Consider the following 25,605-nt stretch of genomic DNA (forward strand, 5'->3'; position numbering starts at 1 on the left):
GATGTATTGAGATTAAAATTGTTACTCTTGGCAGTAACAAAAAATCTTTTGAAACGTCAATACAGGAAATACTTATTCTAAAAAAATGAAAAATCTATTTCTAGTATTGCTTTTTATCACTGCGGGATTTTCTGCCAAATCGGAAGAAAAAAGGATCACCACTTCAGACGGAGTTGAACTTTATGTGAAAATTGAAGGGAAAGGAACTCCCTGCCTTTATATTCATGGCGGACCGGGCTCAGGAAGTTACTGGTTTGAAAAATTCTTTGGTGATTTTATGGAAGAGAATTTCACGATGATCTACCTGGATCAAAGAGGTGTTGGAAGGTCGGGAAGTGCTGCCAATAATGATTACAGTCTTGAAAGAATGGCTCTTGATTTCGAGGAGGTCCGTAAAGCACTGGGTTTTAATGATTGGCTAACGCTAGGACATTCTTTTGGTGGAATATTACAAATGGGATATGCCGAAAAATTTCCCAAGGCTCAAAAAGGAATGATGATGATCAACTGTACTTTATCCCTAAAGGATAGTTTCTGTAAAAGCTGGGCTCCCAAAGCATCAGAATTCCTTGGCAAGGAATATTCAGGTTGTGAGCAGGACAGCCTTCCTATGATGGAAAGAATGGGAATGCTTGGATCTCAACTAAGAGAGAAAGATTTATTCTGGAAAATGGCATATTCAGAAAAGGAGAATGAAGCAATTATGAATGCCACGTGGGAAGAAATTGAGAACTGGAACTATGATCTCGGAAATGCCGCCCTGGCTTATGATGAATACTGGAAAAGCTATTTTGAAATGACAAAATCGGTCGACATACCCGTATTATTCTTTTATGGAACTACAGATTGGATGGTAGGCCCTGACCATTATAAAAATGTGACCTTTCCTAATATGCTACTATGGAAAAGCGAGGTTGGCCATGTTCCGTTTCTGGAAAATACTAATGACCTTGAGAAGGCTATCTTAAATTTCAATAAGAAGTATAATTTCTTTATTCAATAAAATATCGGGAATTCCAATCAATTAATATTCTTCCTAAACAAAATAATTAATTGAATAAAAAGCCAGTTTTAAATGATTAATAGCATCTATTTAACATGATTTATGATTTTATTTGAAGTTTTTTATTGGTTTTCAGTTAAATTTATGGTTCAAGTATACCCTACCCCTACGTAGATTTATTACCGGAAATGAAATTTTTAAAAGATTTCAATTTCTAAACTTAACTTGGTGAATTATGGGATCCAAAATTTTATATGTGGTAGATGATGATGATATTTTTCAGTTTATGGTCAAAAGAAGCATCAAAGCTTTAGACCAAAACATTGAAGTTATAACTTATACCGATGGTCAGGAAGCCATAAACGGATTAAAAAAAGATTGTAAAACCTGCCATATTCCCGATATAATTTTACTTGACATAAATATGCCCATCATGGATGGATGGCAGTTCCTGGACTTTTATGACCAGCTGAAATATAAAATAGATAAGGATATTTCCATTTACATAGTATCATCTTCTGCGAACCCTGAAGATATTCACAAGGCACGAGAAATGAACGATCTATCAGGTTATATCACAAAGCCCATGTCCAGAAATGAACTGAAAAATATCATTGAAAATACACCTCATAATTACTGGATCGTCTCCTCCGCCTAAACCACCAATATTTTAATTAAATTATATTATTCAAAATAGCATTAGATTTGCCATAATATAATTATATCTTTTCCCTACTTTTTAAATAAAATTATATCCTTACCTCATAAAATTAAGGACTGAATGAGATTATTGAAAAATACGCCCCAAAATGAACTTTATGAATATATCTGTAATGATATTGCCCTGTTTCATTTTATTCAGGAAAAAGCCATAGATGGTCTGTTTTTGTACGATATAGAAGATCCTAATGGATTTTGGGTAGATCAAAAACTATGTAAAACGCTTGGCTATAATTCCAAACACCCCAATTCTGCACTTATTGATAAAAGACCTGTCTTCCACGAAGATCTTGAGAATCTAAAGTTTAAATTAGGAGAATGCCAGGAACAAAACACTGATGAATTTGAATCTGAATTAAATTTTAAAAATTCCTCTGGTAGCAGAATGGCGATAGAAGCCCATTGCAAAATTTTAAAAGATGAAGAAGGAGCACCCATTAAATTATTGGGAGCATTAAAAGTTATAGAAAAAACAAAACCCATTAAACTTGAACAACAGGTAGAGAGGTACAAACATATAATTGAAGGTACTAATATTGGACTTTGGGAATGGAACATTCAAACCGGAGAAACCATATTCCACCCCCAGTGGGCTCATGTTCTGGGCTACACACTTGATGAGCTGAAACCTATCTCGGCCGATCTCTGGAAAAAACTATCCCACCCTGATGACAGCAAGGAATGTGACCGCCTGTTAAAGGAACATTTAGAAGGAAAAACTGATTTCTACGAGTGCGAATGCCGTATGAAACACAAAAATGGAGACTGGATCTGGATAGAAGATAAAGGTAAGGTAGTTACCTGGACAGAAGAAGGAAAACCAGAATGGATGACCGGCTTTCATGAAGAGATCAATGAAATGAAGGAAAGACTTCTTTTAAAAAGATCCTTTATAAAACATGCTCCGAGTGCCATTGCAATGTTCGATAAGCAGCTCAATTATATAGCCGTATCAAATAGATGGCTTGAGGACTATAATATTGAGCACCTGGATGTAATAGGAAAGAATCATTATGAGGTATTTCCTGAAATAGGTGAAGAATGGAAAGCAATCCATCAACGATGCCTAAAAGGAGAAATAATTAAAAGAGAAGATGACCACTTCGTTAGGGAAGATGGAAGTGAAATATGGATCAACTGGGAAGTAAGGCCCTGGTATAATGACGAAAATGAGGTAGGTGGGATTATTATGCATACCGCTAATATCAGCCATATAAAACGTCTTGAGAATACAGCCAGGGAAAAGCAGAATTTCCTCGAAACTATCTTAAAAAATATCAATGTAGGCGTTGTATCCTGTGACAGCGAGGGTAAACTTACCCTTTTTAACAAAGCAACAAGGGAGTGGCATGGATTGCCCGCAATGGATATTTCGCCTTCTCAGTTTTCTGATTATTATGGCTTGTATAAATCAGATGGGGAAACACCTTTAGAAGTTAACGAGATTCCTCTAATCGAGATGCTTAAATATGGCAAGATTAAGAATGAGGAAATTGTAATCCGCCCCAAAAATGCTCCATCAAAAAGTGTAAAGGTGAGTGGTTCCCAGTTAAAAGATGATGAGAATAATGTTAAAGGTGCCGTGATCGCCATGCACGACATTACAGAGTTAAAAAGGAAAGAAGAAAAATTAAGGTATAGCGAAACCGTCTTTCGTCATACTTTTGATTATGCCGGTACCGGAATGGTCATGTTAGACATGCAGGGTAATTGGGCACGATATAACGACAGGTTCCTGGAAATACTGGGATTAACCGCAGAGGAACTTGAAAAGCTTCATTTTACCGAAATCTCTCATCCTGAAGAAAGGGAAGATAATCTCAGGCTTTTTATGGAGATTGTTGAAGGTAAAATTAAATATTATAATGAAGAAAAAAGGCTTCTGCATAAGAATGGCAATTATGTTCCTGTTTATATTTCAGTATCTATACTAAACGATGAAAAGCAACAGCCTTTGTATTCGGTTACACAGGTCATTGATATCTCAAAACAGAAGAAGGCTGAAAATAATTTAAGGAACACTATTGCAAGGTTTGAAGCTATTCTTGGAGCCAGTACAGGTACCTTGATAGTAGGCACTGATACTGAAGGCCTTATTACTTTTTATAATACAGGCGCTGAAAACTTGCTGGGGTATACTAAAGAAGAAATGGTAGGGAAGCAAAACCCTTCATTATTCCATGTTAAAGAAGAGGTTATGGAAGTCGCAACCGAACTGGCCGAAAATTCCGGGCAAATATTTCAAGGCTTCGATATCTTTAAAGAGCTTGTAAAAAGTGACCAGTTTTCTCGTGAATGGACGCTTATTAAAAAAGATGGCTCTAAATTCCCTGTACAACTAACCATTACCGCCATCAGGGATAATGGTAAGATAGTAGGATATTTGGGAGTTGGAACAGATATTAGTGAGTTAAAAAGAGTTGAAAAGGAAATAAAATCAATTCTAAAGATCACCCAAAGCCAGAATGAACGATTAAAGAACTTTGCTCATATTGTATCCCATAACCTTAGATCACACGCAGGAAACATAGAAATGCTCCTTAACCTGTTCCTTGAAGAAAATCAAGGTCTTGAAGGAGATGAGATGATGATTCATTTAAATAAAGCAAGTGCAAATCTAAAAGAGACAATTTCACATTTAAGTGAAGTGGTTCTAATGAATATCTCGGTAAAGGAGAGTCTAACCTCTTTAAAGCTTAGAAAATATGTTGACAACGCGGTTGAAAATCTTACCGCTCTTGCAGAAAAAAAAGATGTGCAGATTATAAATAAAGTCCCTAAAGAAACAAATGTACTGGGGATCCCGGCTTATTTGGATAGCATTATTTTGAATTTTATTTCCAACGCCATTAAATACAGGTCACCTAACAAACAAAGTTTTGTAAAAATAACAACTTCAACAATAGACAAGTATGTAATTATTGAAATTGAAGATAATGGCCTTGGTATTGACCTAAAAAAGCACAGAAGGAAACTTTTCGGAATGTACAAAACATTCCATTCTAATGAAGATGCCAGGGGAATTGGACTGTTTATTACTAAAAACCAGATTGAAGCTATGGGCGGGAAAATAGAAGTAGAAAGCGAACTAAATAAAGGGACAACCTTTAAAATATATCTTAAATATGAAAAAAATTGATTTAGCCTGCATTATTGATGACGACCCCGTTTTCGTGTTTGGGGCAAAGAAAATAATGGAATTGGGAAATATATGTAATAGTTTCATGGTATTTCCCAATGGTGCGGAAGCGCTGAACAGTTTAAAACCGATAATATCTTCAAAGCAAAAACTACCGGACTTTATACTTTTAGATATAAATATGCCGGTAATGAACGGATGGGATTTTTTAGATGAATTCATTAAAATTCCTTGCGAAAAAAACATTACCATTTATATTGTAACGTCCTCGTTGGATCCATTCGATATGGAAAAGGCAAAATCTTATAGCAACGTCAATAATTATTTGATTAAACCTATAAATAGTAACAACCTCCGTGAGAAATTAATGAACGAATTCTAAAATAATATTACGTTAATTCAATAAAAAAACCTCCTTAGTTGCCTAAGGAGGTTTTTACTTTATAAATATCAGGAAAGATTACTTCTTACCTTCCATTTTATCCTTCAATGCCTGAAGATCTGCATTTACATCACCAATTGTGGTTTTGTCTGCATTTTGAGCGGCAGCTTTCTTAGCAGCCTGCTTAACGATCTTCTGCTCTTCTTCTTTGTGGATAGCAGTATGAGAAGCTACAACTCTCTTGAATTCTTTGTTGAATTCAATGATCTGGAATTCTGCTTCCTCACCTTTCTTCAATTTGCTTCCGTCTTCTTTTTCAAGATGTCTTTGTGGAACAAATGCAGTGATATCCTCGTTGAAGTCGATAGTTGCACCTTTGTCTACGATTTCAGTGATCGCAGCTGTATGAGTGGTTCCAACTCCGTAGTCTTTTTCATATTTATCCCAAGGGTTATCCTCGATCTGCTTATGTCCAAGACTAAGTTTTCTACCTTCAACGTCTAACTCAAGAACTACTACTTCAAGCTCATCACCTACGTTAGTAAACTCAGATGGGTGCTTGATCTTCTTAGTCCAGGAAAGATCAGAGATATAGATAAGTCCGTCGATTCCTTCTTCAAGCTCTACGAATACACCAAAGTTAGTGAAGTTACGTACGATACCTGTGTGCTTGGAACCAACTGGGTATTTAGAAGTGATATCAGTCCATGGATCTGGAGTCAATTGCTTGATACCAAGAGACATTTTTCTGTCTTCTCTGTCCAGAGTAAGGATCTGAGCTTCTACCTCATCACCAACGTTTACGAAATCCTGAGCAGATCTCAAGTGAGTACTCCAGCTCATTTCTGAAACGTGGATAAGACCTTCAACTCCTTCAGCAACCTCGATAAACGCACCGTAATCTGCGATTACAACTACTTTACCTTTTACTTTATCACCAACTTTCAGGTTCTCGTCAAGAGCATCCCATGGGTGCTGGCTAAGCTGCTTAAGACCAAGTTGAATTCTTGTCTTAGACTCATCAAAGTCAAGGATCACAACGTTCAGTTTCTGATCAAGCTCAACGATCTCATTTGGATGGTTGATTCTAGACCAGCTAAGGTCTGTAATGTGAACAAGTCCGTCAACACCTCCAAGGTCAACGAATACACCGTAAGAAGTGATATTCTTAACAGTACCTTCAAGTACCTGACCTTTTTCAAGCTGACCGATGATCTCTTTCTTCTGCTCTTCGATATCTGCTTCGATAAGAGCTTTGTGAGATACCACAACGTTTTTGAATTCATGGTTAATCTTAACCACTTTGAATTCCATGTTCTTACCAACGTACGCATCGTAATCACGGATTGGCTTAACATCGATCTGAGATCCCGGAAGGAAAGCTTCGATACCAAATACGTCTACGATCATACCACCTTTGGTACGACATTTAATAAATCCGTTTACTACAAGGCTTTCATCGTGAGCTTTGTTAACACGCTCCCATGCCTTGATCACTCTCGCCTTACGGTGAGAAAGAATCAATTGTCCTGTAGCATCTTCACGAACATCGATCAATACCTCAACATCATCTCCTACTTTAAGATCTGGATTGTAACGAAATTCGTTAAGAGAGATAACTCCTTCACTTTTTGCATTTATATCGATAATTGCGTCACGGTCGGTGATATTGATCACTTTTCCGGTTACAACTTCGTCGTCTAAAGTGTCTACGAAATTTTCTTCAACCAGCTTTTCAAATTCTTCCAGCTTCTCATCGTCGATAGGATCGATTCCTTCTTCGTAATTGTGCCAGTTGAATTCTTTAAGGAATTTTTCAGGATTTTCCTGTTGTTTTTCTGGTTCAGGTTGAGATTTGGTATCCATACCTGCTACGTCCTGAACTTCAACATTTTCAGTGTTGTCCTGAACTTCTTTGTTTTTGTTTTCTTCAGCCATTACTGACTATAAAATTTGTATTCTGAGTTTCTCCGGAAATCTGATTAGCAAATTAGAAACTTCAGAAGTTGTTTATAATTTTGATTATCAAGCCTTTTTGGATTCCCGGTGTTCTGCCAAAAAGGAGTGCAAAAATACATAACCAAACAAAAATCCACAACTAATAATGAAATTAATTGTGGATAATTATTTTAATTTAAGATTACTGGGCGTTAACCTCTTCAATCCGGTCTTTAACCAACTTCAATACTTTCTTGAACTGTTCCTCAAGATCCATACTCGAATTATCAAATTCAATAGCGTCATCGGCCTTTCTAAGCGGAGAGTCTTCACGAGTAGAATCCATATAATCCCTGTCTTTTACGTTTTGAAGAACTTCTTGGAAGTCTACCTCATCTCCTCTTCCCTTTAGCTCATCATATCTTCTTTGAGCCCTTTTTTCAGTTGAAGCGGTCATAAAGATCTTTAGTTCAGCATCTGGAAAAACCACTGTGCCAATATCACGACCATCCATTACCACACCTTTATTTTTTCCCATTTCCTGCTGCTGCTCCACCAACATCTTTCTAACCTCCGGAATTGCAGAAACCTTACTTACATTCTGAGAAACTTCCATATACCTTATTTCCTCTTCAACATTCTCATCATTTAAATACATATGACCATAACCAAGTTCTTCATCAAATTCAAAATGTAAACTGATGAAGGGCAGATGGCGAACAATAGCTTCTTTATCAAAATTCCCCTCAGAAACGAATACCTTACGCATCATATACAAGGTAACTGCCCTGTACATCGCACCAGTATCTACGTAAACATAACCAAGCTCCCGGGCCAGGCGCCTTGCAACGGTGCTCTTACCAGTTGAGGAAAATCCGTCAATAGCTATCGTAATCTTTTTATCCATGTATTTATTATTTCGTTGGTAAAGGTAAATTTTTCTTATCGCTAATCTCTTTTTTAAATAAAAAAGCCCCTGATAAGGGGCTTAATATTTAAAGCTTTTTAGCGTTCTTCACATTTTGCTTTGTGATCGCAATATCTATCACTTCACTCATTTCCGTCACATAGTGGAAAGTAAGTCCTTTAAGGTATTCCTCTTTTATTTCATCCACATCCCTTCGGTTCTCTTCACAAAGAATAATTTCCTTAATTCTTGCTCTTTTCGCAGCCAGGATCTTTTCCTTTATTCCACCTACCGGCAGCACTTTTCCTCTCAGCGTGATCTCACCGGTCATGGCAATGCTTTTCTTTACCTTTTTCTGGGTGAATAAGGAAACAAGTGAGGTCAACATGGTTATACCCGCACTCGGCCCGTCCTTTGGAGTCGCTCCCTCAGGCACGTGAATATGAACATTATACTGATCGAAGATTGACGGGATGATCCCTAACCTTTCAGCATTCGCTTTGATATATTCCATCGCGATAGTGGCTGACTCCTTCATGACCTTACCAAGGTTACCGGTAATGCTCAGGTTTCCTTTTCCTTTGGAAAGTATAGATTCGATAAAAAGAATATCACCTCCAACGCTGGTCCAGGCAAGGCCCGTCACGACCCCGGCAACTTCGTTGTTCTCGTATTTATCACGTTCTAACTTAGGGCTACCAAGTATTTCGATAACATCTTCATCTGTAATCTTCACATTATACTCTTCTTCCATCGCGATATTCTTCGCTGCATACCGCACAACTTTGGCAATTTGCTTTTCAAGTCCGCGAACACCGGATTCCCGGGTATATCCCTCAACTATCTTTTCCAGTTGTTTTTTACCAATTTTGAGATTATCACTCGTTAAACCATGTTCTTCAAGCTGCTTTGGCAAAAGGTGTCTTTTAGCGATCTGTACTTTCTCCTCTATTGTGTAACCGGTTACTCTTATGATCTCCATCCTGTCTCGTAGCGCCGGCTGGATGGTACTGAGAGTATTTGAAGTAGCGATAAACATCACCTTGGAAAGGTCGAAGCCCATCTCAAGGAAATTATCATGAAAATCACTGTTCTGCTCGGGGTCTAATACCTCAAGTAGAGCTGAAGAAGGATCTCCCGCATTACCAATTGCTAGTTTATCTATTTCATCAAGTACAAATACAGGATTGCTTGTTCCTGCTTTTTTAAGACTCTGGATGATTCTACCAGGCATAGCTCCTATGTAGGTCTTTCTATGTCCACGAATCTCAGCCTCATCTCTTAATCCTCCCAGTGAAATTCTTACATATTCACGTCCCAGGGATTCAGCAATTGATTTACCCAACGAAGTTTTACCAACTCCGGGAGGCCCGTAAAGACATAAAATAGGAGACTTCATGTCGTTACGCAGCTTAAGAACTGCAAGGTATTCAATAATTCTCCTCTTAACATCATCTAGACCGTAATGGTCGCGGTCTAATATCTTCTTAGCCCTCTTAAGGTCAAATTTATCTTTGCTGAACTCATTCCATGGGAGATCAAGGAACAGATCCAGGTAATTTCTTTGTATTGAATATTCAGCCACCTGAGGATTCATTCGTTGCATTTTGGAAAGCTCCTTCTCAAAATGATTCTGTACATCCTCATCCCATTTCTTCTTTTTTGCACGTTCGCGCATTTCAACGATTTCACCCTCATGGGAAACTCCTCCAAGCTCCTCTTGAATGGTTTTCATTTGCTGATGAAGGAAATATTCACGCTGCTGCTGGCTCATATCGCTTTGCACCTTGCTCTGGATATCATTCTTAAGCTCCAGTTTCTGGTACTCGGTATTCATATGTTTCAAGGTGGCCAGCGCACGCTCCTTAAGATCATTATTCTCCAGCAGTTGCTGTTTCTCCTCCACACTTAAGCTCATATTAGAAGAGACAAAATTGATTAGGAACGAAGTGCTTTCTATATTCTTGATCGCAAAGGATGCTTCAGAAGGAATATTAGGGCTGCCTTTTATGATTTGAAGCGCAAGGTCTTTGATAGAATCTATAATGGCAGAGAACTCTGCATTATCCTTATCTGGTCTAGTTTCGGGTACTTCCGTAATGGTCGCATTCATATAGGGCTGTTCCGTGACCACTTCAGTGATCTGAAAACGCTTTTTACCCTGAATGATAACCGTGGTATTCCCATCGGGCATTTTCAATACCCTTAAGATTCTTGCAACCACACCAACCTTATTAATGTCTTTTGCTGAAGGATTTTCAACTTCTTCATCTTTTTGAGATACCACACCAATGATCTTACTCCCGTTATTGGCATCGTTGATCAATTTTATAGAAGCATCTCTCCCGGCGGTAATAGGTATTACCACACCTGGGAAAAGCACGGTATTCCTTAGAGGAAGTATTGGTAGAGTTTCGGGCAGATTCTCTTTGTTTATTTCCTCCTCATCTTCAGGAGTCATTAAAGGAATTAATTCTGCATCCTCGTCAATTCCCTGCAATGACAAACTGTCAATATTCGTAAACTTTGTTTTCGCCATAATTATATTTAAGTCAAACTGTCACCAAAATTATTAATACTAAATTTAGTGAAGTTACCTGAAAGCCTTGAATTATAGAGCCTTCATTATTATTTTAGATTTCCTAATTCCAATTATTCAATTCCCATGCCATGCTTTTTTTAAAATTATTTTTCTAAAAGTGTAACAAGACAGAAATAAACCCATCTTTATAACAGAAACCAAGTATTAATTGACACCAACCATCACACATATTAATGACCTGGTAGAACGTTGTCGCCATGGTGACCAGCGTGCTCAAATGGAAATTTATGATCGTTATTACAAAGCTATGTACAACACCGCTTATCGTATAACCGGTCATTCAGCTGAAGCCGAAGATATTATGCAGGAAGCTTTTCTGAGTGCTTTCACCAAGATCGAAAGTTTTCAGGGAACCTCCACCTTCGGAGCCTGGCTTAAGCGAATAGTAGTGAACGAAAGTCTCACTGCTTACAAAAAGATCGCGAAACTTGGAGAAGTAAGCTATAATGACGAGTTAAAAAATGAAACGGATACTGGCGGAATAGCAATGGAAGATGATGATAATAAAAACAAAAAAGTTCGCATGATCCTTAATGAGATAAAGTCTCTAAAAGATAATTACAGGCTGGGACTTACTTTACACCTTATTGAAGGATACGACTACGAGGAAATTTGTGAAATAATGAATATTTCTTATGCCAATTGCCGAACGATGATATCCAGGGCAAAAGAAAGCTTAAGAAAAAAATTGGAGCATCATGAAAAATAATGACTTTGACGAGCTATTTGAAGGTTTAAACTTCGATATCGAAGAACCTCATTCAGGCCATAAAGAACGCTTCTTTAAAAAACTGGAGAAGAGATCCTCAGTTCCACAAAAGAAAGGGAAAGTTCGAAGACTATGGGCACCGGTAATTGGTATCGCAGCAAGTTTCCTTCTGGCTTTCTTCCTTCTGGGAGAGTTTATTGGTCCGCAGAGCACTACAAAGAATTCTGATCTTGCCAGTATTTCTCCTGAGATGAAACAAACCCAGGAATTCTATACCGGCATGATAACAAAAGAGTTGAATGCCATAGAAGCCGAAAAAACTCCGGAAACCGAAGCCATTATTAACGATGCCATGCTTCAAATGGAAAAACTGGAAAAAGAATACCAGGATCTTAGGAAAGACCTTGTAAATAGCGGTCAGGACAATAGAGTGATCCACGCCATGATCCAGAATTTCCAACAACGAATAGACCTGTTGAACAACGTTTTAACCCAAATTGAAAATATTAAAACACTAAAGAACCAAAATCATGAAAACAATATTATCTAGTATCTTAATCTTTGCTGTGCTGGCTCCCGGCCTTCCTTCATTTGATGCTAAAGTGGAGAAAACCGCCTACATTACAGAAAAAAATGAGCTGGACGGCAAACATACCAGGGAGAAAAAGATCAAAAAGGAATTTAATGTAAGTGCCAACTCCAACCTTAGTATCGATAACAGTTATGGGAATGTGGATATCACTACCTGGAATGAAAATCGAGTTGTAATTGAGGTTATCATCAAAACTAATGGGAATGATGAGGATAAAGTGGAAGAAAAACTTGAGGAGATCAATGTAGATTTTAATCAGAACTCATCTGGCGTTAATGCGAAGACTCGGTTTTCAAAAGAGAACAAATCATGGTGGAAGAACATTTTTGATGGCTTCGACAATGTGAATATGGAAGTTAACTATATAGTGAGAGCACCTGAAGGTAACAACCTGGACATCAACAATGATTATGGTGGAATCTATATAGACAGAACTACTGGAAATACCAAGATCGATTGTGATTACGGAAAAATAGATATCGGAGAATTAAGAGGAAAATCAAACTATATTAACTTCGATTATACCAGAAACAGCCGTATTGAGTATGTGACCAATGCCGAAATAAATGCCGATTATTCAGATTATGAAATTGGAGAGGCTGAAGAACTAATGGTAAATGCTGATTATACTAAATCAAAGATCCGAAAAGTTTCAAGACTGGAATTCAATTGCGATTATGGCAGTGTAGATATAGATAAAGTAAAAGTTCTTAAAGGTGATGGAGATTACCTCACCACGAAGATCAACCGTATTTTCACATCGGCAGATCTTAATCTTGACTACGGCTCATTATCAATTGAAAAAGTAATCAAGGGTACACGTAGTGTGAATATAGACACAGATTATGCAGGAGTAAAAATCGGTTACGACAACGAAATGAGCTTCCAGTTTGACGTTAAGACATCTTACGGAGGGATAAAAGGACTTGATGGCCTGGAAGTTCAGAAAAGGAACCAGGGTAATACGAGTAACAGTGTCGCAGGATATTACGGGTCATCCAGTGATGGAGCAAAATTTAATATTACTACAAGCTACGGTAGTGTAAACTTTAATAAACAATAATCATCAATCAAAAAATTTTTAAATCATGAAAAAATCAATCTTATTCTTAGCCGCATTTCTAATGGTATTGACCGCCGCCAATGCTCAATGGTGGAGTTCTGAAAAGATAAAAGGTAACGGTGAAATGGTCACCAAAACAAGATCTACAGGCTCTTATGACGGGGTTCAGCTTGTAGGATCCATGAATGTGGAACTGGTAGCAGGTAATGAAGGAAATATAAAAGTAGAAGCTGAAAGTAACCTCCAGGAATATATCCTTACAGAAGTTAAAAACGGAACCCTAAAGATCTCCACTGAAAAAGGAGTCAACCTTCATCCAACAGAAGATATTAAAATTACCGTACCCTTTGAAAGCCTTGAAGAAGTAGCACTAACGGGTTCGGGAGACATCTGGAATAGAGATGTGATCAAAGCTTCAAATTTTAAGGTTCAGGTAACCGGTTCAGGAGATATGACATTGAACCTGAATGTAAGGGATCTTGAAGGGAAAATCACAGGCTCAGGAGATATAAAACTGAAAGGAAGCAGTGAGAACTTCGAATGCAGCGTAACAGGAAGCGGTGACTTCGAGGCTTATGATCTGGATGCGGAAAATGTTGAAGCCAAGGTAGCCGGCTCAGGCGATATCATGGTGAATGCTAAACAGTCGCTCACAGCAAGAGTATCTGGATCGGGAGACATAACTTATAAAGGAAATCCCGAAAAACAGGATTTCAAGACCTTCGGTTCAGGAAGTGTTTCCTCAAATTAATTAGTTGAAAGTAAATTCAAGAGGCTGTCTAAAAAGTTACTTACCCATCATTGCGAGGAACGAAGCAATCTTTACATAATTGGTAATCACCAAAAAACAGATTACTTCACTTCGTTCGTAATGACAAATTACTTTTTAGACAGCCTCTTTTTATGCCTTAATACGTCCTTTTGGAACTCGCATTAATAGAATCACTCCGATTATAAAGAATACCACAAGAAATAAAATGGAGTTCCTGATGCTTCCTGTTATTTGAGCAACAAGGCCATACAGAAACATCCCTATCACAATACCTATCTTTTCCGATACGTCATAAAAACTAAAATAACTGGCAGTATCCAGAGTATTTGGAGGCAGCATCTTGGAATAGGTAGAACGCGACAACGATTGGATACCTCCCATCACAAGCCCCACAGAAGCAGCGGCTATGTAAAACTGAACAGGAGTGGTAATGAAGTATGCATATCCACAGATCGCGATCCAGAAGAGATTAATCAGGATAAGAATTTTTATATCTCCATACCTGATAGCCAGTCGTGAAGTGAAAGTCGCACCGGCAACCGCAACCAGCTGGATGAGGAGGATACTAACAATAAGCCCGGTTGTAGGATCATCATCTCCCCACTCCAACTCCTCAATCCCAAAGTAAGTGGCTACAAGCATAATGGTTTGCACAGCCATACTGTAAACAAAAAATGCTATCAGGTAACGTTTCAGTGACTTATTATGCTTTAAGGCTTCCCATATGCCTTTCAATTCTTTAAACCCATTGAATAAGACATTCCGGGTTAAACGCGCTTTTTTATTCCCTTTTGGTAAGTAGTAGTAAGTATACTGACTGAATCCTATCCACCATACCCCGGTCAATACAAAAGACAAACGCGTAGGGAGTCCTTCATCTTTAAAGCCAAACCAATCATAATTGAGTATCATCAGAAGACAGAAAATCAAAAGAATAACACTACCAATATAACCAAGGGAGAAACCATAGGCACTGGCTTTATCCTGCTGTTCAGGATATGCAATATCTGGCAGGTAAGAATTATAAAATACAAGGCTGGCCCAGAATCCGATGAGCGCTAGAAAATAACAGAGTAACCCAAACCACAGAACCTCAAGATCGAACCAGAAAAGTCCGATACAGGAGATTCCTCCCAGGTAACAAAAGAATTTCAAAAAATTCTTTTTATTCCCAACATAATCGGCAATTCCGGAAAGGAAAGGACTCAATATGCTTACAACCAGAAATGCCAATGCAGTTATATAGCTAATCAGCGCATCATTGTTGAAGTCATGCCCTAAAAAGTTAACGGTATCATCAAGAATTTTTCCGTCACCAGACTTTACTATGGTCAGGGTCCCGTAAAAGATTGGAAATATTGCCGAAATAATAACAAGGCTGTAAACAGAGTTGGCCCAATCGTAAAAAGCCCAGGCTCTAATCAGCTTTTTACTTCCTTTAGGTAGATGCTTCATGCCTTAAAAATAGAAAAAGCCGCTGAATACAGCGGCTCTTCAAATTTATTTTTATGCTATTTAGATAACTAGTATTTGGTTACTCCATATTTCCTTGCTTCTGCTTTCGCCTCCGGAGCCCATTTTTCTAGGTTATTTATCCTTGTTTGGGTAGACGGGTGAGTACTCAGGAACTCAGGCGGTGCCTGTCCTCCGCTTTCCTGCTGCATTCTTCTCCAAAGATCGGCGGCTTCCGCCGGGTTGTACCCGGCTATTGCCATTAAAGTAAGCCCTATTCTATCTGCTTCGGTTTCATGGCTTCGGCTAAATGGAAGCATCACTCCTACTGTAGTTCCCAAACCATATGCCTGGGCAAATATTTGCTGGGTCTGTTCACTCTTTCCACTTAAAGCAATACTACCTGCTACGCCACCTAATTGCTGAAGTTGTGCAGCACTAATTCTCTGTGCACCATGATCGGCAAGGGCGTGGGCTACCTCGTGGGCCATTACCACAGCTACACCATCTTCTCCTGCACCTCCACCAGTGGCGATAGGCATAATTCCTGTAAAGAAGACCACTTTACCACCAGGCATCGCGAAAGCGTTCACCGCTTCATCCTTAACAAGGTTGAATTCCCATCTAAAATCATTCAGGAACCCCTGGTAACCGTTAGCATTAAGATATCTTTCTGCTGCAGTAACTATCTTGTTACCGGTTCTTTTTACCATCTCAGCTTCAGCAGTCCCTCTAACTACATCATTCTCTTCCAAAAACTGATCATATTGAGCAAAAGATGCCGGGAATAACTGGTCATTACTTACGAAATTCAGGTTTTTCTCACCTGTAAATGGATTTGTCTTACAAGCTACTATTAAGAGTAAGACGCTTAGTCCTATAAATGTCTTTTTAAGCTTCATAATAATTGGTTTTAGTTACTTAAAAGTACGAAAGCTTGTTACTGGCTCTTTTCTGTTTAAGTATGATTTAACAGTTAATAGTAATCCAAAAACAATACCATTATCGATCTTCGCAGTCGCAGAAAGGCTTTAGCACAACTTCAAAATTTTTAATTTTGAATCTGTCAAATAGGGCCGAATTCTTAAAATATGACTAAAGAAATCAAAGATAAATTACCGGTTCAACAGTTACTTGTTCCCGATTATATATTAAAAATCTCCAGGTTGCTTACCAAAGTCTCGCCTTTTTTGGCCAGTAGATTTGCAGCACGTTTATTCTTAACACCTTTTCGATATAAATTACCGGAGAGAGAAAGGGAAATGTATGAAGAATCTGAGATCAAAAAGGAATTGGTACCCTCAATAAACAGGGAAATAGTAGAATATAAATACGGGGAAAGTAATAAAAAGGTCCTTTTAGTGCATGGCTGGAGTGGCCGGGGTACCCAACTCTCCAGGATTGCGGAAAAACTCAGGGAAAATGGATATTCTACCATTAGCTTTGATGCTCCCGGTCACGGGGAGGCCTCTGGTAAGATAAGTATGATGCCATTTTTTATCGAAGCGATTCATTACCTGGATCAAAAACACGGGCCTTTTGAGGCCCTGGTAGGTCACTCACTTGGAGGGATGTCATCCCTTAAGGCAATAAAAGAAGGCTTGAAAACCAAAAAACTGGTGGTTATTGGTACTGCTAACAGTGTAACTAAGATCACGAGAGATTTTGCCGATAACATGAATATGAATCAGAAAGTTGCCAAAAGAATGAAAAAATATCTTGACACTAAATTTGGTCAAGATATGGACGATTATTCCGGTGCTGTTTCAGCCCGGGAAGTTGATGTTCCAACGCTGGTGATCCATGATGAAGAAGATGTAGACGTAAGCGTTAAAGATGCCTATGAAATTCATGATTCTCTAAAAAACAGCAAAATATATGTTACAAAAGGTCTTGGGCACCGCAGGATTCTTGGAAATACTGAGGTAATTAACAAAATCACAACTTTTATCACGGCACAATCTTTGTAATTTTATCAAAAAGTAAAGATTGCTATGAAAAAGTTATTGCTACTCACGTTACTTTCCATTATTCTTATTAGTTGCAACGGAAATGCTCAAAAAGATTCCAAAAAAGAAACTGAAGAATTTGAAGTTTCAAAAACCGAAGAGCAATGGAAGCAGGAGCTTACCCCAGCCGAATTTGCTGTGTTAAGAAAAGCGGAAACCGAGAGACCTTTTTCAAGTGAACTCAACAATGTTAAAGAACCAGGAACTTTTGTATGTGCAGCCTGTGGAAATGAACTGTACAAAACAAAAAATAAATTTGACAGCGGTACCGGCTGGCCCAGTTTTGACCGTGCTATAGATGGAGGTGTAGCTTATGGAAGCGATACCAAACTTGGATTTCAGAGGGACGAGGTCCACTGCGCGAGATGTGGTGGTCACCTTGGTCATGTCTTTGACGATGGTCCCAGAGAGACTACAGGAAAAAGACACTGTATAAATGGAGTGGCTATGGACTTTATTCCAGAAAAAAAATAAAATGAAAAAATATAAAGTAGAAAAGACCGAGGAGGAATGGAAAAAACAGCTCTCTCCTGAGAAGTACCGAATCCTTAGAGAAAAAGGAACAGAAGTTCCTCATTCGGGAGAATATAATCTGCATTTCGAAGATGGTATTTACAAATGTGCTGCCTGTGGGGAACAACTTTTTGAAAGCGATTCCAAGTTTGAAAGCGGGTGTGGATGGCCGAGTTTTGACGATGCCATAGAAGGAAAAATTGAATATGTTCAGGACAGAAGTTTTGGAATGATACGTACTGAAATCCTCTGTTCTACCTGCGGAAGTCATCTTGGCCACGTTTTTGATGATGGACCTACAGATACTGGTCAGCGCTATTGCGTGAACTCGGCCAGTATAGAGTTTAATAAATAACTAAAATCTATAATTATGAAAAGAATATTATCTATTTTAATCTTAGCCAGCATATTTCTTGTTTCCTGTGAAGGAGATCCTGGGCCACAAGGTCCTAAGGGCGAAGATGGGCTTAACATTGTAGGTCAGACTTTTGAAGCAACGGTTGATCTTGCCGCTCCGGACTATTCGGTATTTGTTGAAATACCTTCGTCTGTTGAGGTTCTTGATTCAGATGTGATCCTGGTATATCTCCTGGAAAGCGTTGAGGATGGAGCCGATGTTTGGAGTCTTCTTCCACAAACCTTTTATTTGGAAGACGGAGAGGTACAGTACAATTACAATCACACAACTTTTGATGTAAACGTCTATTTACATGGAACAGTGGATCTCAATGATCTTGGTCCGGAATTCACAGACGACCAAACATTTAGAATGGTTGTGGTACCTTCAGATTTTGCTCTGGATTCTAATATAGATGTAAGTAATTATCAATCGGTTAAGGCTGCATTAAATCTTTCCGAAAAAAATATAACCACGGCTAAAGTCCAGAATTGATAAAAAGTTTTTAGCCCAAGCATTAGCCTGTCTCAACCAGACAGGCTTTTTTATGCCTTCATCTCTCCTTCTCTTCCTTTCAGTTTAAGCTTAAATTGTTTAAATTCGCAACTTCTGTAACCGATTCAAAATATACCGAATATGAGTAAATATGATATAATAGTTTTAGGTAGTGGCCCGGGCGGATATGTAACTGCCATTAGAGCCTCACAACTGGGTTTTAAAACCGCGATCATCGAAAAAGAAAATCTGGGAGGCGTATGTCTTAACTGGGGATGTATTCCTACCAAGGCCCTTCTTAAAAGCGCCGAGGTTTTTGACTATCTGAAACATGCGGAAGATTACGGACTAAAACTGGAAAAAGCAGATAAGGATTTTGGAGCGGTTATAAAGCGCAGCCGTAATGTAGCTGATGGCATGAGCAAAGGAGTTCAGTTCCTTATGAAGAAGAATAAAATTGATGTGATCAATGGCTTTGGTAAACTAAAACAGGGAAAGAAAGTTGAAGTTACCGATAAGGATGATAAGAAAAAGGAATATTCTGCAGACCATATTATTGTCGCTACCGGAGCACGTTCAAGAGAGCTACCTAACCTGAAGCAGGACGGTAAGACCGTAATAGGTTATCGTGAGGCAATGAGCCTTGAGAAGCAGCCTAAGAAAATGATCGTGGTTGGATCTGGAGCAATTGGTGTTGAATTCGCCCATTTCTACAATGCAATGGGAACCGAGGTGACTGTTGTGGAATTCCTTCCAAACCTGGTGCCACTGGAAGATGAAGAAGTATCAAAACAATTTGAACGCAGCGTGAAGAAAGCCGGGATCAAGGTGATGACCAATTCTTCTGTAGAAAGCGTTGAAAAATCAGGAAATAAAGTAAAGGCGAAGGTTAAGACCAAGAAAGGAGAAGAAACTCTTGAAGCAGACGTTGTACTTTCAGCTGTTGGTATCAAAACCAATATTGAAAATATAGGCCTTGAAGAACTTGGTATCAAAACCGAAAAAGATAAGATCGTTGTTAACGATTTCTACCAGACAAATGTAAAAGGAATTTATGCGATAGGAGATGTGGTTCATGGACCTGCTCTTGCTCACGTAGCTTCTGCTGAAGGTATTATCACTGTAGAGAAAATAAAGGGAATGGATGTTCAGCCGCTTGACTACGGAAACATCCCAGCATGTACCTATGCAACTCCTGAAATCGCCTCAGTAGGAATGACGGAGAAACAGGCTAAAGAAGCCGGTTACGAGCTTAAGGTTGGTAAATTCCCATTCTCTGCTTCCGGTAAGGCCAAGGCTGCTGGAAAATCTGACGGATTCGTAAAAGTGATCTTCGATGCTAAATATGGAGAATGGCTTGGTTGCCACATGATCGGTGCTGGTGTTACCGATATGATCGCTGAAGCCGTTCTTGGTAGAAAACTGGAGACTACCGGTCATGAAGTACTAAAAGCCGTTCACCCGCACCCAACAATGAGTGAGGCAGTAATGGAAGCAGTGGCTGATGCTTATGATGAAGTAATTCACTTATAGACTTTAGACTTTAGACTTTAGACTTTAGACTTTAGACTTTAGAAATATTAAAAAATCCTGTATTGATTCAAATGCAGGATTTTTTTATTTTTCATTAATCACAAACTTAGTCTTGAGTAATGTCATCCTGAACTAGTTTCAGGATCTTTTAAGAGAGAAGCTGAAACGAGTTCAGCTGGACAAATCGTTTCTGGTTTTTTATTCAGGTAGCAAATCACAATAACAAAATCTATTATCCCATTTATCAGCTTCAGAATCATAGGTTTTTATATGCTTCTCTCCTATTTTAAAATTCACAGGATGGGTAAAAATCGGTCCGTCGAAAACAAAGGTGTGAAATTCTCCGTTTTCACCACAGGGATCAACATTGGCAGGTAGGTCTTTTAGAAAATCACTATCGATAACTCTTCCGCAGAAACTATCGTCCAGGTATTTTGAATTGGTACAAACCACAATCGCCTTAAACCCCAGATCAAGGAATTCCCGCATAAGCTTCGCTGTATCTTTCTGCCATAAAGGAAATACACATTCTAAGCCTATGCTTTTCAGTTGCTGCTCTCTATACTCCCTCAGGTCTTCAAGAAAAATGTCTCCAAAGACGCTATGGGTGAAGCCTTCCTTTTTGAGTTTCAGACATTCTTCTTCCATCACCTTGTTATAGGTTTCCAGTGAAGTGTCTGTAGAAAGGTCAGCGATATGCAAAGGCAAACCTATGCATTCAACCTGCTTAAGGAGCAAATCTTTCCTCAGTCCGTGCATGGAAACTCTCTGATGGGTATCACTTAAGGTCGTAAAGAGTTTTTCCACACTGTATTCATCTTCATGCTGTACATGATATAATGCCATGGCAGAATCTTTCCCACTGCTCCAGTTTAACCAGGCTTTTTTCATTAGGATTTATCAAGAAAACTCTGGATAGCCAGATCGTAACTCTGCAATCCGAAACCTATGATCACCCCTTTAGTGCCAGGGGAAATATAAGATTTATGCCTAAAATCTTCTCTTGAAAAGGTATTGGAAATATGCACTTCTACAACAGGAACCTCAATAGCCTTCACAGCATCTCCAATGCCCACGGAAGTATGTGTATAGGCGGCAGCATTTAGAATGACACCGTCAAACTCTCCTATAGACTCGTGTAATTTATCGATTAATTCACCTTCGATATTGCTTTGACAATAAGAAAGTTCAACATTTCTGAATTTGAACTGTAGTTCTGAGAAATATTCTTCAAAACTTCGATGGCCGTATGTTTCCGGTTCCCTCTTACCTAGCAGATTCAGGTTAGGACCATTTATAATAATCAGTTTCATAGAATAAAGGTATTAAAATTAAGGCATAAAAAAAGCGGAAGGCATGCTTCCGCTTTAACTTTATACAAGTTATTTCTAGAACATGTATCCAACAGAAAACTGGAATACATTATTCTGCTGACTATAATCTGAATCGTCATCGTCATTAATGTCTGAAATACCCAGAACATAACGAGCATTAAAAAACAGTCCCATATCGAGTTTATATCCCAGACCTCCGGCCACGCCAAAGTCAATATCGTTCATAAACTCTTTCACATCTTCAGTTCCTGAAATAGTTTCTCCACCAAAAGATTCCTCATATTCCAATTCAGCATTTGTCAAGAAGCCTATTTGAGGTCCAAGATGAGCGCTGAATCCTGGCGAGAATATATATTTAGCCAGAATAGGAACGTTAATATAATCCAGCTTCAATTCTCCTTTAGCTGTAAAGCCGCTTTCTGAATCTTCGGCTTTAGCTCCCTGGCTTGAATAGAGAACTTCAGGCTGAATTCCAAATTGATCTGTGAACATTAATTCTGCCAAAACTCCAACATGGAAACTTGTTCTTCCATCAGCATCCTCCGTATCATCCCCTCCAATTGAAGCGAAATTTACACCTGCCTTAACTCCAAAATGCGATTCCTGGGAATTCACAGAATAGATGGCACAAAAGATTATGGCCAAAGCCAAAATTAATTTTTTCATAATGGGATTTTTAATTGGTTAATTAAAATAAATATATCACAAAACACTGTATGATAATAACTTATAAATAAATAAAGGGGGAAATTCCCTTCAACTAAAAAAAGCGGAAGCTTACACCTCCGCTTTAAAAAATAAGTGCTAAACTTAAATCACAATCCAAATTCTACTCCGAGATTTATTGAACTGGCTGTGTCTCCGTCTGTACTCACGCCAGAATAAGAAGCCACCAGGCCAATAAGTCCAAAATCATAACCTAACTGTGGGCGATAATAAAAACCGCCGTCATTGCCATCATTAATCCCAATTCCATAACCAAGATCGGCACCAAGGAAAAATGCGCTTCCTAAATTTAACCTGCCAGAAGCAGCTATTGGTAGGAACTGTACATTATCATATACATCGGAGTCTTCAGGAAAAAAGTTTGAATAACCAAGCATAGGGCCTACTGAAAAGGTATTTGCAACACTAAACATGTAAGCCACATCGGCTCCGAACTGGAGATTATAATAATCTGATATATCTCCAACTGGAATTCCCAAATTCAAACCGGCTTTAAATCCACCTTGTGGATAAGCTGTAAATGAAGCCATAAATAATGCCCCAATAATTAATAGCTTTCTCATAATAAATTGATTTTTAGGTTGTTAATCACTATTAAATATAATGAAAAAGCCGATCTATTGAGAAAAATAAAAAAGCGCAGGAAAATTCCTGCGCTTTCTTTTCATAGGTGTTATTCAAAAATTCTAGAACTGGAGACCCAATCCTACCTGGAAGCCATTATTCTTAATAGCATCATCGTCAAAGTCATCACTGTCATATACATTAGTGAAGCCTTTCGTATATCTTCCGCTCAGGAAGAAACCGTTATTGAATTTATAGGAAAGACCTAAAGCCCCTCCAAATTCAAAGCTACTGGCCAGTTCAGAGTCATTTTCTATTTCCAGTAATCCACTTTCATATTCATATTCCTCATTAACAAGAAAGTTGAAAGAAGGTCCTGCTTCCACTGCAAATCCATCGATCAAATAGATCTTTGCAATTAACGGAACCTGTATATAGTCCAATTTATACTCATCTGTGTAATTTGAGGTTTCAACTTCAAAACCCTGAGTAGAGTATAAAGCCTCAGGTTGAATAGAAAATCGATCACTTACCGGAATTTCAGCCAAAAGGCCCAAATGAAAGCCTGTTCTACTGTTATTGTCTTCAAATCCATCAGAACTCATATTAGTGAAATTGGCTCCACCCTTAATACCAAAGTTCCAGTATTCCTGTGCATTTGCTGATGCACCCAATCCAAAAATCGCAATAGCAACTAATAAAAATGTCTTTTTCATCACTTTCAGTTTTTTGATTCGGGTCAAATGTAGGTTTCAACTTGTTAAAAAAATGTTACCCAAGCCTAAAGTATTACTAAGACTAACAAAGCTTAATTCTTATCTTTAACACATGAAATGGCAGCATGCGCTACAGGATTACCGGCATTATTTAAAGCTTGAACGCGGACTTTCAGCAAATTCCATCGAGAATTATAGTCTGGATGTAATAAAACTCATCAATTTTCTGAACGTTAATAAAATTGAAGTTAGTCCGCTGAATATTTCAGATAAAACCATCCAGGAATTCATCTATGATGCCTCAAAAAGCTTAAATGCGAGGTCACAGTCCCGTTTAATTTCCGGCCTCCGAAGTTTTTTTGGCTTTCTTGTCTTTGAAGATTATCGAAAAGATAATCCTCTGGACCTTATGGAATCTCCTAAAATAGGACGTAAACTTCCGGATACCATATCTATTGAAGAAGTAGATAAGATTATCGGCGCTATAGATCTTAGCAAAAATGAAGGAGAACGTAATCGCGCCATTATTGAAACTTTATATGGCTGCGGACTGCGAGTCTCTGAATTGATCGACCTTAAGCTATCTGATCTTTTCTTTGAAGAAGGTTTTATCAAAGTCACCGGGAAAGGCGATAAACAGCGATTTGTTCCTATTTCAGATTATACGGTGAAATTCATCAATATTTATAAGGACCAGGTAAGGGTGCACCAGGATATTAAACCGGAAGCAACTGACACTTTATTCCTAAACCGCAGGGGAAATAAATTAACAAGGGCCATGATCTTTACAATAGTTAGGCGACTAACGGAAGCTGCCGGGATCAGGAAAAAAGTAAGTCCTCATACCTTTCGGCATTCTTTTGCGACTCACCTGCTTGAAAACGGAGCCGATTTAAGGGCTATTCAGCAAATGTTAGGGCACGAAAGCATTACAACAACCGAAGTGTATGTTCATGTAGATAGAAGTCACCTTAGAAAGGTTATGGAAGATTATCACCCTCGTAAATAGATATTAAAATTCTGCTAAACCCATTCTATCACTTCATCTCCCCTGTCATAATTAGTACTTTCATGAAAAATTGAATTATGAAGAAACTAAAATTTAAGAACGGAGATACCCTCGATGCCATAGGCCTGGGTACCTGGAAATCAAAAAAAGGAAAAGTTACTGAAGCTGTAAAAATAGCACTCGAAAATGGTTATAAGCATATTGACTGCGCCGCGGTATATGGAAATGAAAAAGAAGTCGGTAATGGTATGGCAGAAATCTTCAAAAACGGAAAAGTAAAACGCGAGGATGTTTGGGTTACTTCTAAGCTGTGGAACGATGCTCATAAAAAAGAAGATGTAATTCCCGCATTGAAGAATACCCTAAATGACCTGCAGCTGGATTACCTGGACCTTTATCTTATTCACTGGCCTGTGGCATTTGATCCCGAGGTTGAAGGATTTCCTGAAACTGCCGACGATTATCTCTCGTTAGAGGAGGCTCCTTTGATCGAAACCTGGAACGAAATGATAAAAGCCAAAGAACAGGGACTCGTAAAACACATTGGGGTTTCAAATTTCAGCATTCAGAAATTAAAAGATCTGATGGCAGAGACGGATCATATTCCTGAAATGAACCAGGTGGAACTACACCCATATCTGCAGCAGAATAAACTCCTCGAATTTTGCAGTAAGAATGGTATCAATGTAACGGCATACTCACCCCTGGGAAGCGGCGACAGGCCAGATGAAATGAAAGCTAAGGATGAACCTTCGCTTCTGGAAAATCCTACCATAGTGAAAATCGCTAAAAAACACGGAGCAAGTCCCGGCCAGATCCTAATAAAATGGAGTGAGCAAAGAGGTACGGCTGTAATTCCAAAATCCACCAATGAAAACCGGATTAAGGAAAACCTGATGAGCGCCGGATATCAATTGGATGAAGAAGACATGAAGGAAATCGCTGATCTGGATTACCATTTCAGATATGTTACCGGAAAATTCTTTGAGCTTGAAGGTAATTCCTATGAGAATATTTATGATGATTAGTG

General features: G+C 38.5%; 25 protein-coding genes. 15 read left to right on the forward strand and 10 right to left on the reverse strand.

What is annotated here, in order from left to right; genetic code table 11:
- Positions 1 to 85: 85 nt before the first annotated feature.
- From NE848_RS16855 to NE848_RS16870, 4 genes are all read left to right on the forward strand, one after another.
- Entirely contained in the window at positions 86 to 1,003 is a 918-nt protein-coding gene (locus NE848_RS16855) for an alpha/beta fold hydrolase (protein ID WP_252115784.1), read from the forward strand.
- A 235-nt stretch (positions 1,004 to 1,238) separates the two neighbouring features.
- Positions 1,239 to 1,661 carry a response regulator gene (locus tag NE848_RS16860; RefSeq protein WP_252115785.1) on the forward strand — a complete coding sequence of 141 codons (423 nt, stop codon included), beginning with the start codon at positions 1,239 to 1,241 and terminating at the stop codon, positions 1,659 to 1,661.
- A 123-nt stretch (positions 1,662 to 1,784) separates the two neighbouring features.
- The gene (locus NE848_RS16865; RefSeq protein WP_252115786.1) at positions 1,785 to 4,862 is read left to right on the forward strand and encodes a PAS domain-containing protein; all 3,078 of its coding nucleotides are present in this window, start codon (positions 1,785 to 1,787) and stop codon (positions 4,860 to 4,862) included.
- Positions 4,849 to 5,244 carry a response regulator gene (locus tag NE848_RS16870; RefSeq protein WP_252115787.1) on the forward strand — a complete coding sequence of 132 codons (396 nt, stop codon included), beginning with the start codon at positions 4,849 to 4,851 and terminating at the stop codon, positions 5,242 to 5,244. The genes NE848_RS16865 and NE848_RS16870 overlap by 14 nt, the downstream gene beginning before the upstream one ends.
- Before the next feature lie 78 nt (positions 5,245 to 5,322).
- Here the strand turns inward: NE848_RS16870 and rpsA are convergent, their stop codons facing one another.
- From rpsA to lon, 3 genes are all read right to left on the reverse strand, one after another.
- On the reverse strand, positions 5,323 to 7,182 hold the full coding sequence (gene rpsA / locus NE848_RS16875) for a 30S ribosomal protein S1 (RefSeq protein ID WP_252115788.1): 1,860 nt from the start codon (positions 7,180 to 7,182) through the stop codon (positions 5,323 to 5,325).
- A 202-nt stretch (positions 7,183 to 7,384) separates the two neighbouring features.
- Entirely contained in the window at positions 7,385 to 8,089 is a 705-nt protein-coding gene (cmk, locus tag NE848_RS16880) for a (d)CMP kinase (RefSeq protein ID WP_252115789.1), read from the reverse strand.
- An 88-nt stretch (positions 8,090 to 8,177) separates the two neighbouring features.
- Positions 8,178 to 10,628 carry an endopeptidase La gene (gene lon / locus NE848_RS16885; protein WP_252115790.1) on the reverse strand — a complete coding sequence of 817 codons (2,451 nt, stop codon included), beginning with the start codon at positions 10,626 to 10,628 and terminating at the stop codon, positions 8,178 to 8,180.
- A gap of 211 nt (positions 10,629 to 10,839) precedes the next feature.
- On the opposite strand from lon, the gene NE848_RS16890 reads away from it, so the two are divergent.
- Genes NE848_RS16890 through NE848_RS16905 form a run of 4 tightly spaced genes read left to right on the forward strand, consistent with a single transcriptional unit; the run spans position 10,840 to position 13,806 of the window.
- On the forward strand, positions 10,840 to 11,400 hold the full coding sequence (locus NE848_RS16890) for an RNA polymerase sigma factor (RefSeq protein WP_252115791.1): 561 nt from the start codon (positions 10,840 to 10,842) through the stop codon (positions 11,398 to 11,400).
- Positions 11,390 to 11,950: a DUF4179 domain-containing protein gene (locus NE848_RS16895; RefSeq protein ID WP_252115792.1), complete on the forward strand. Its 561-nt coding sequence runs from the start codon at positions 11,390 to 11,392 to the stop codon at positions 11,948 to 11,950. The genes NE848_RS16890 and NE848_RS16895 overlap by 11 nt, the downstream gene beginning before the upstream one ends.
- Positions 11,931 to 13,055, forward strand: a complete 1,125-nt coding sequence (locus NE848_RS16900) for a hypothetical protein (RefSeq protein ID WP_252115793.1) — start codon at positions 11,931 to 11,933, stop codon at positions 13,053 to 13,055. The genes NE848_RS16895 and NE848_RS16900 overlap by 20 nt, the downstream gene beginning before the upstream one ends.
- Positions 13,056 to 13,080: 25 nt before the next feature.
- On the forward strand, positions 13,081 to 13,806 hold the full coding sequence (locus NE848_RS16905) for a head GIN domain-containing protein (protein ID WP_252115794.1): 726 nt from the start codon (positions 13,081 to 13,083) through the stop codon (positions 13,804 to 13,806).
- Between the two features lie 150 nt (positions 13,807 to 13,956).
- Here the strand turns inward: NE848_RS16905 and NE848_RS16910 are convergent, their stop codons facing one another.
- Both NE848_RS16910 and NE848_RS16915 read right to left on the reverse strand, forming a co-directional pair.
- Positions 13,957 to 15,282: an MFS transporter gene (locus tag NE848_RS16910; protein ID WP_252115795.1), complete on the reverse strand. Its 1,326-nt coding sequence runs from the start codon at positions 15,280 to 15,282 to the stop codon at positions 13,957 to 13,959.
- Between the two features lie 68 nt (positions 15,283 to 15,350).
- Positions 15,351 to 16,181 (reverse strand): M48 family metallopeptidase, encoded by an 831-nt coding sequence (locus tag NE848_RS16915; RefSeq protein WP_252115796.1) that lies wholly within the window; start codon positions 16,179 to 16,181, stop codon positions 15,351 to 15,353.
- A 189-nt stretch (positions 16,182 to 16,370) separates the two neighbouring features.
- On the opposite strand from NE848_RS16915, the gene NE848_RS16920 reads away from it, so the two are divergent.
- The 5 genes from NE848_RS16920 to lpdA all read left to right on the forward strand — a co-directional run bounded on the left by NE848_RS16920 (position 16,371) and on the right by lpdA (position 20,226).
- Positions 16,371 to 17,249 (forward strand): alpha/beta fold hydrolase, encoded by an 879-nt coding sequence (locus tag NE848_RS16920; protein ID WP_252115797.1) that lies wholly within the window; start codon positions 16,371 to 16,373, stop codon positions 17,247 to 17,249.
- 24 nt (positions 17,250 to 17,273) lie between these two features.
- Positions 17,274 to 17,762 carry a peptide-methionine (R)-S-oxide reductase MsrB gene (msrB, locus tag NE848_RS16925; RefSeq protein ID WP_252115798.1) on the forward strand — a complete coding sequence of 163 codons (489 nt, stop codon included), beginning with the start codon at positions 17,274 to 17,276 and terminating at the stop codon, positions 17,760 to 17,762.
- A 1-nt stretch (position 17,763) separates the two neighbouring features.
- Positions 17,764 to 18,156: a peptide-methionine (R)-S-oxide reductase MsrB gene (msrB, locus tag NE848_RS16930; RefSeq protein WP_252115799.1), complete on the forward strand. Its 393-nt coding sequence runs from the start codon at positions 17,764 to 17,766 to the stop codon at positions 18,154 to 18,156.
- Between the two features lie 15 nt (positions 18,157 to 18,171).
- A complete protein-coding gene (locus NE848_RS16935; RefSeq protein WP_252115800.1) occupies positions 18,172 to 18,693 on the forward strand; it encodes a collagen-like protein in 522 nt (173 codons plus the stop codon).
- 141 nt (positions 18,694 to 18,834) lie between these two features.
- A complete protein-coding gene (lpdA, locus tag NE848_RS16940) occupies positions 18,835 to 20,226 on the forward strand; it encodes a dihydrolipoyl dehydrogenase (protein ID WP_252115801.1) in 1,392 nt (463 codons plus the stop codon).
- A gap of 198 nt (positions 20,227 to 20,424) precedes the next feature.
- Here the strand turns inward: lpdA and NE848_RS16945 are convergent, their stop codons facing one another.
- The 5 genes from NE848_RS16945 to NE848_RS16965 form a co-directional block, all read right to left on the reverse strand.
- Complete coding sequence (locus tag NE848_RS16945; RefSeq protein ID WP_252115802.1) at positions 20,425 to 21,117, reverse strand: Dph6-related ATP pyrophosphatase; 693 nt, start codon at positions 21,115 to 21,117, stop codon at positions 20,425 to 20,427.
- A complete protein-coding gene (gene aroQ, locus NE848_RS16950) occupies positions 21,117 to 21,539 on the reverse strand; it encodes a type II 3-dehydroquinate dehydratase (RefSeq protein WP_252115803.1) in 423 nt (140 codons plus the stop codon). The genes NE848_RS16945 and aroQ overlap by 1 nt, the downstream gene beginning before the upstream one ends.
- A 75-nt stretch (positions 21,540 to 21,614) precedes the next feature.
- Positions 21,615 to 22,226 carry a porin family protein gene (locus NE848_RS16955; protein WP_252115804.1) on the reverse strand — a complete coding sequence of 204 codons (612 nt, stop codon included), beginning with the start codon at positions 22,224 to 22,226 and terminating at the stop codon, positions 21,615 to 21,617.
- Positions 22,227 to 22,375: 149 nt separating this feature from the next.
- Positions 22,376 to 22,849, reverse strand: a complete 474-nt coding sequence (locus tag NE848_RS16960) for a hypothetical protein (RefSeq protein ID WP_252115805.1) — start codon at positions 22,847 to 22,849, stop codon at positions 22,376 to 22,378.
- Positions 22,850 to 22,972: 123 nt separating this feature from the next.
- On the reverse strand, positions 22,973 to 23,566 hold the full coding sequence (locus NE848_RS16965) for a porin family protein (RefSeq protein ID WP_252115806.1): 594 nt from the start codon (positions 23,564 to 23,566) through the stop codon (positions 22,973 to 22,975).
- Positions 23,567 to 23,678: 112 nt separating this feature from the next.
- Here NE848_RS16965 and xerD point away from each other — a divergent pair, with 112 nt between their 5' ends.
- Entirely contained in the window at positions 23,679 to 24,575 is an 897-nt protein-coding gene (gene xerD, locus NE848_RS16970) for a site-specific tyrosine recombinase XerD (RefSeq protein ID WP_252115807.1), read from the forward strand.
- Positions 24,576 to 24,652: 77 nt separating this feature from the next.
- The gene (locus NE848_RS16975) at positions 24,653 to 25,603 is read left to right on the forward strand and encodes an aldo/keto reductase (protein ID WP_252115808.1); all 951 of its coding nucleotides are present in this window, start codon (positions 24,653 to 24,655) and stop codon (positions 25,601 to 25,603) included.
- Positions 25,604 to 25,605 lie beyond the last annotated feature (2 nt).

Origin of the sequence: Gramella jeungdoensis, from assembly GCF_023805255.1 — a bacterium.
Taxonomy (GTDB): domain Bacteria; phylum Bacteroidota; class Bacteroidia; order Flavobacteriales; family Flavobacteriaceae; genus Christiangramia; species Christiangramia jeungdoensis.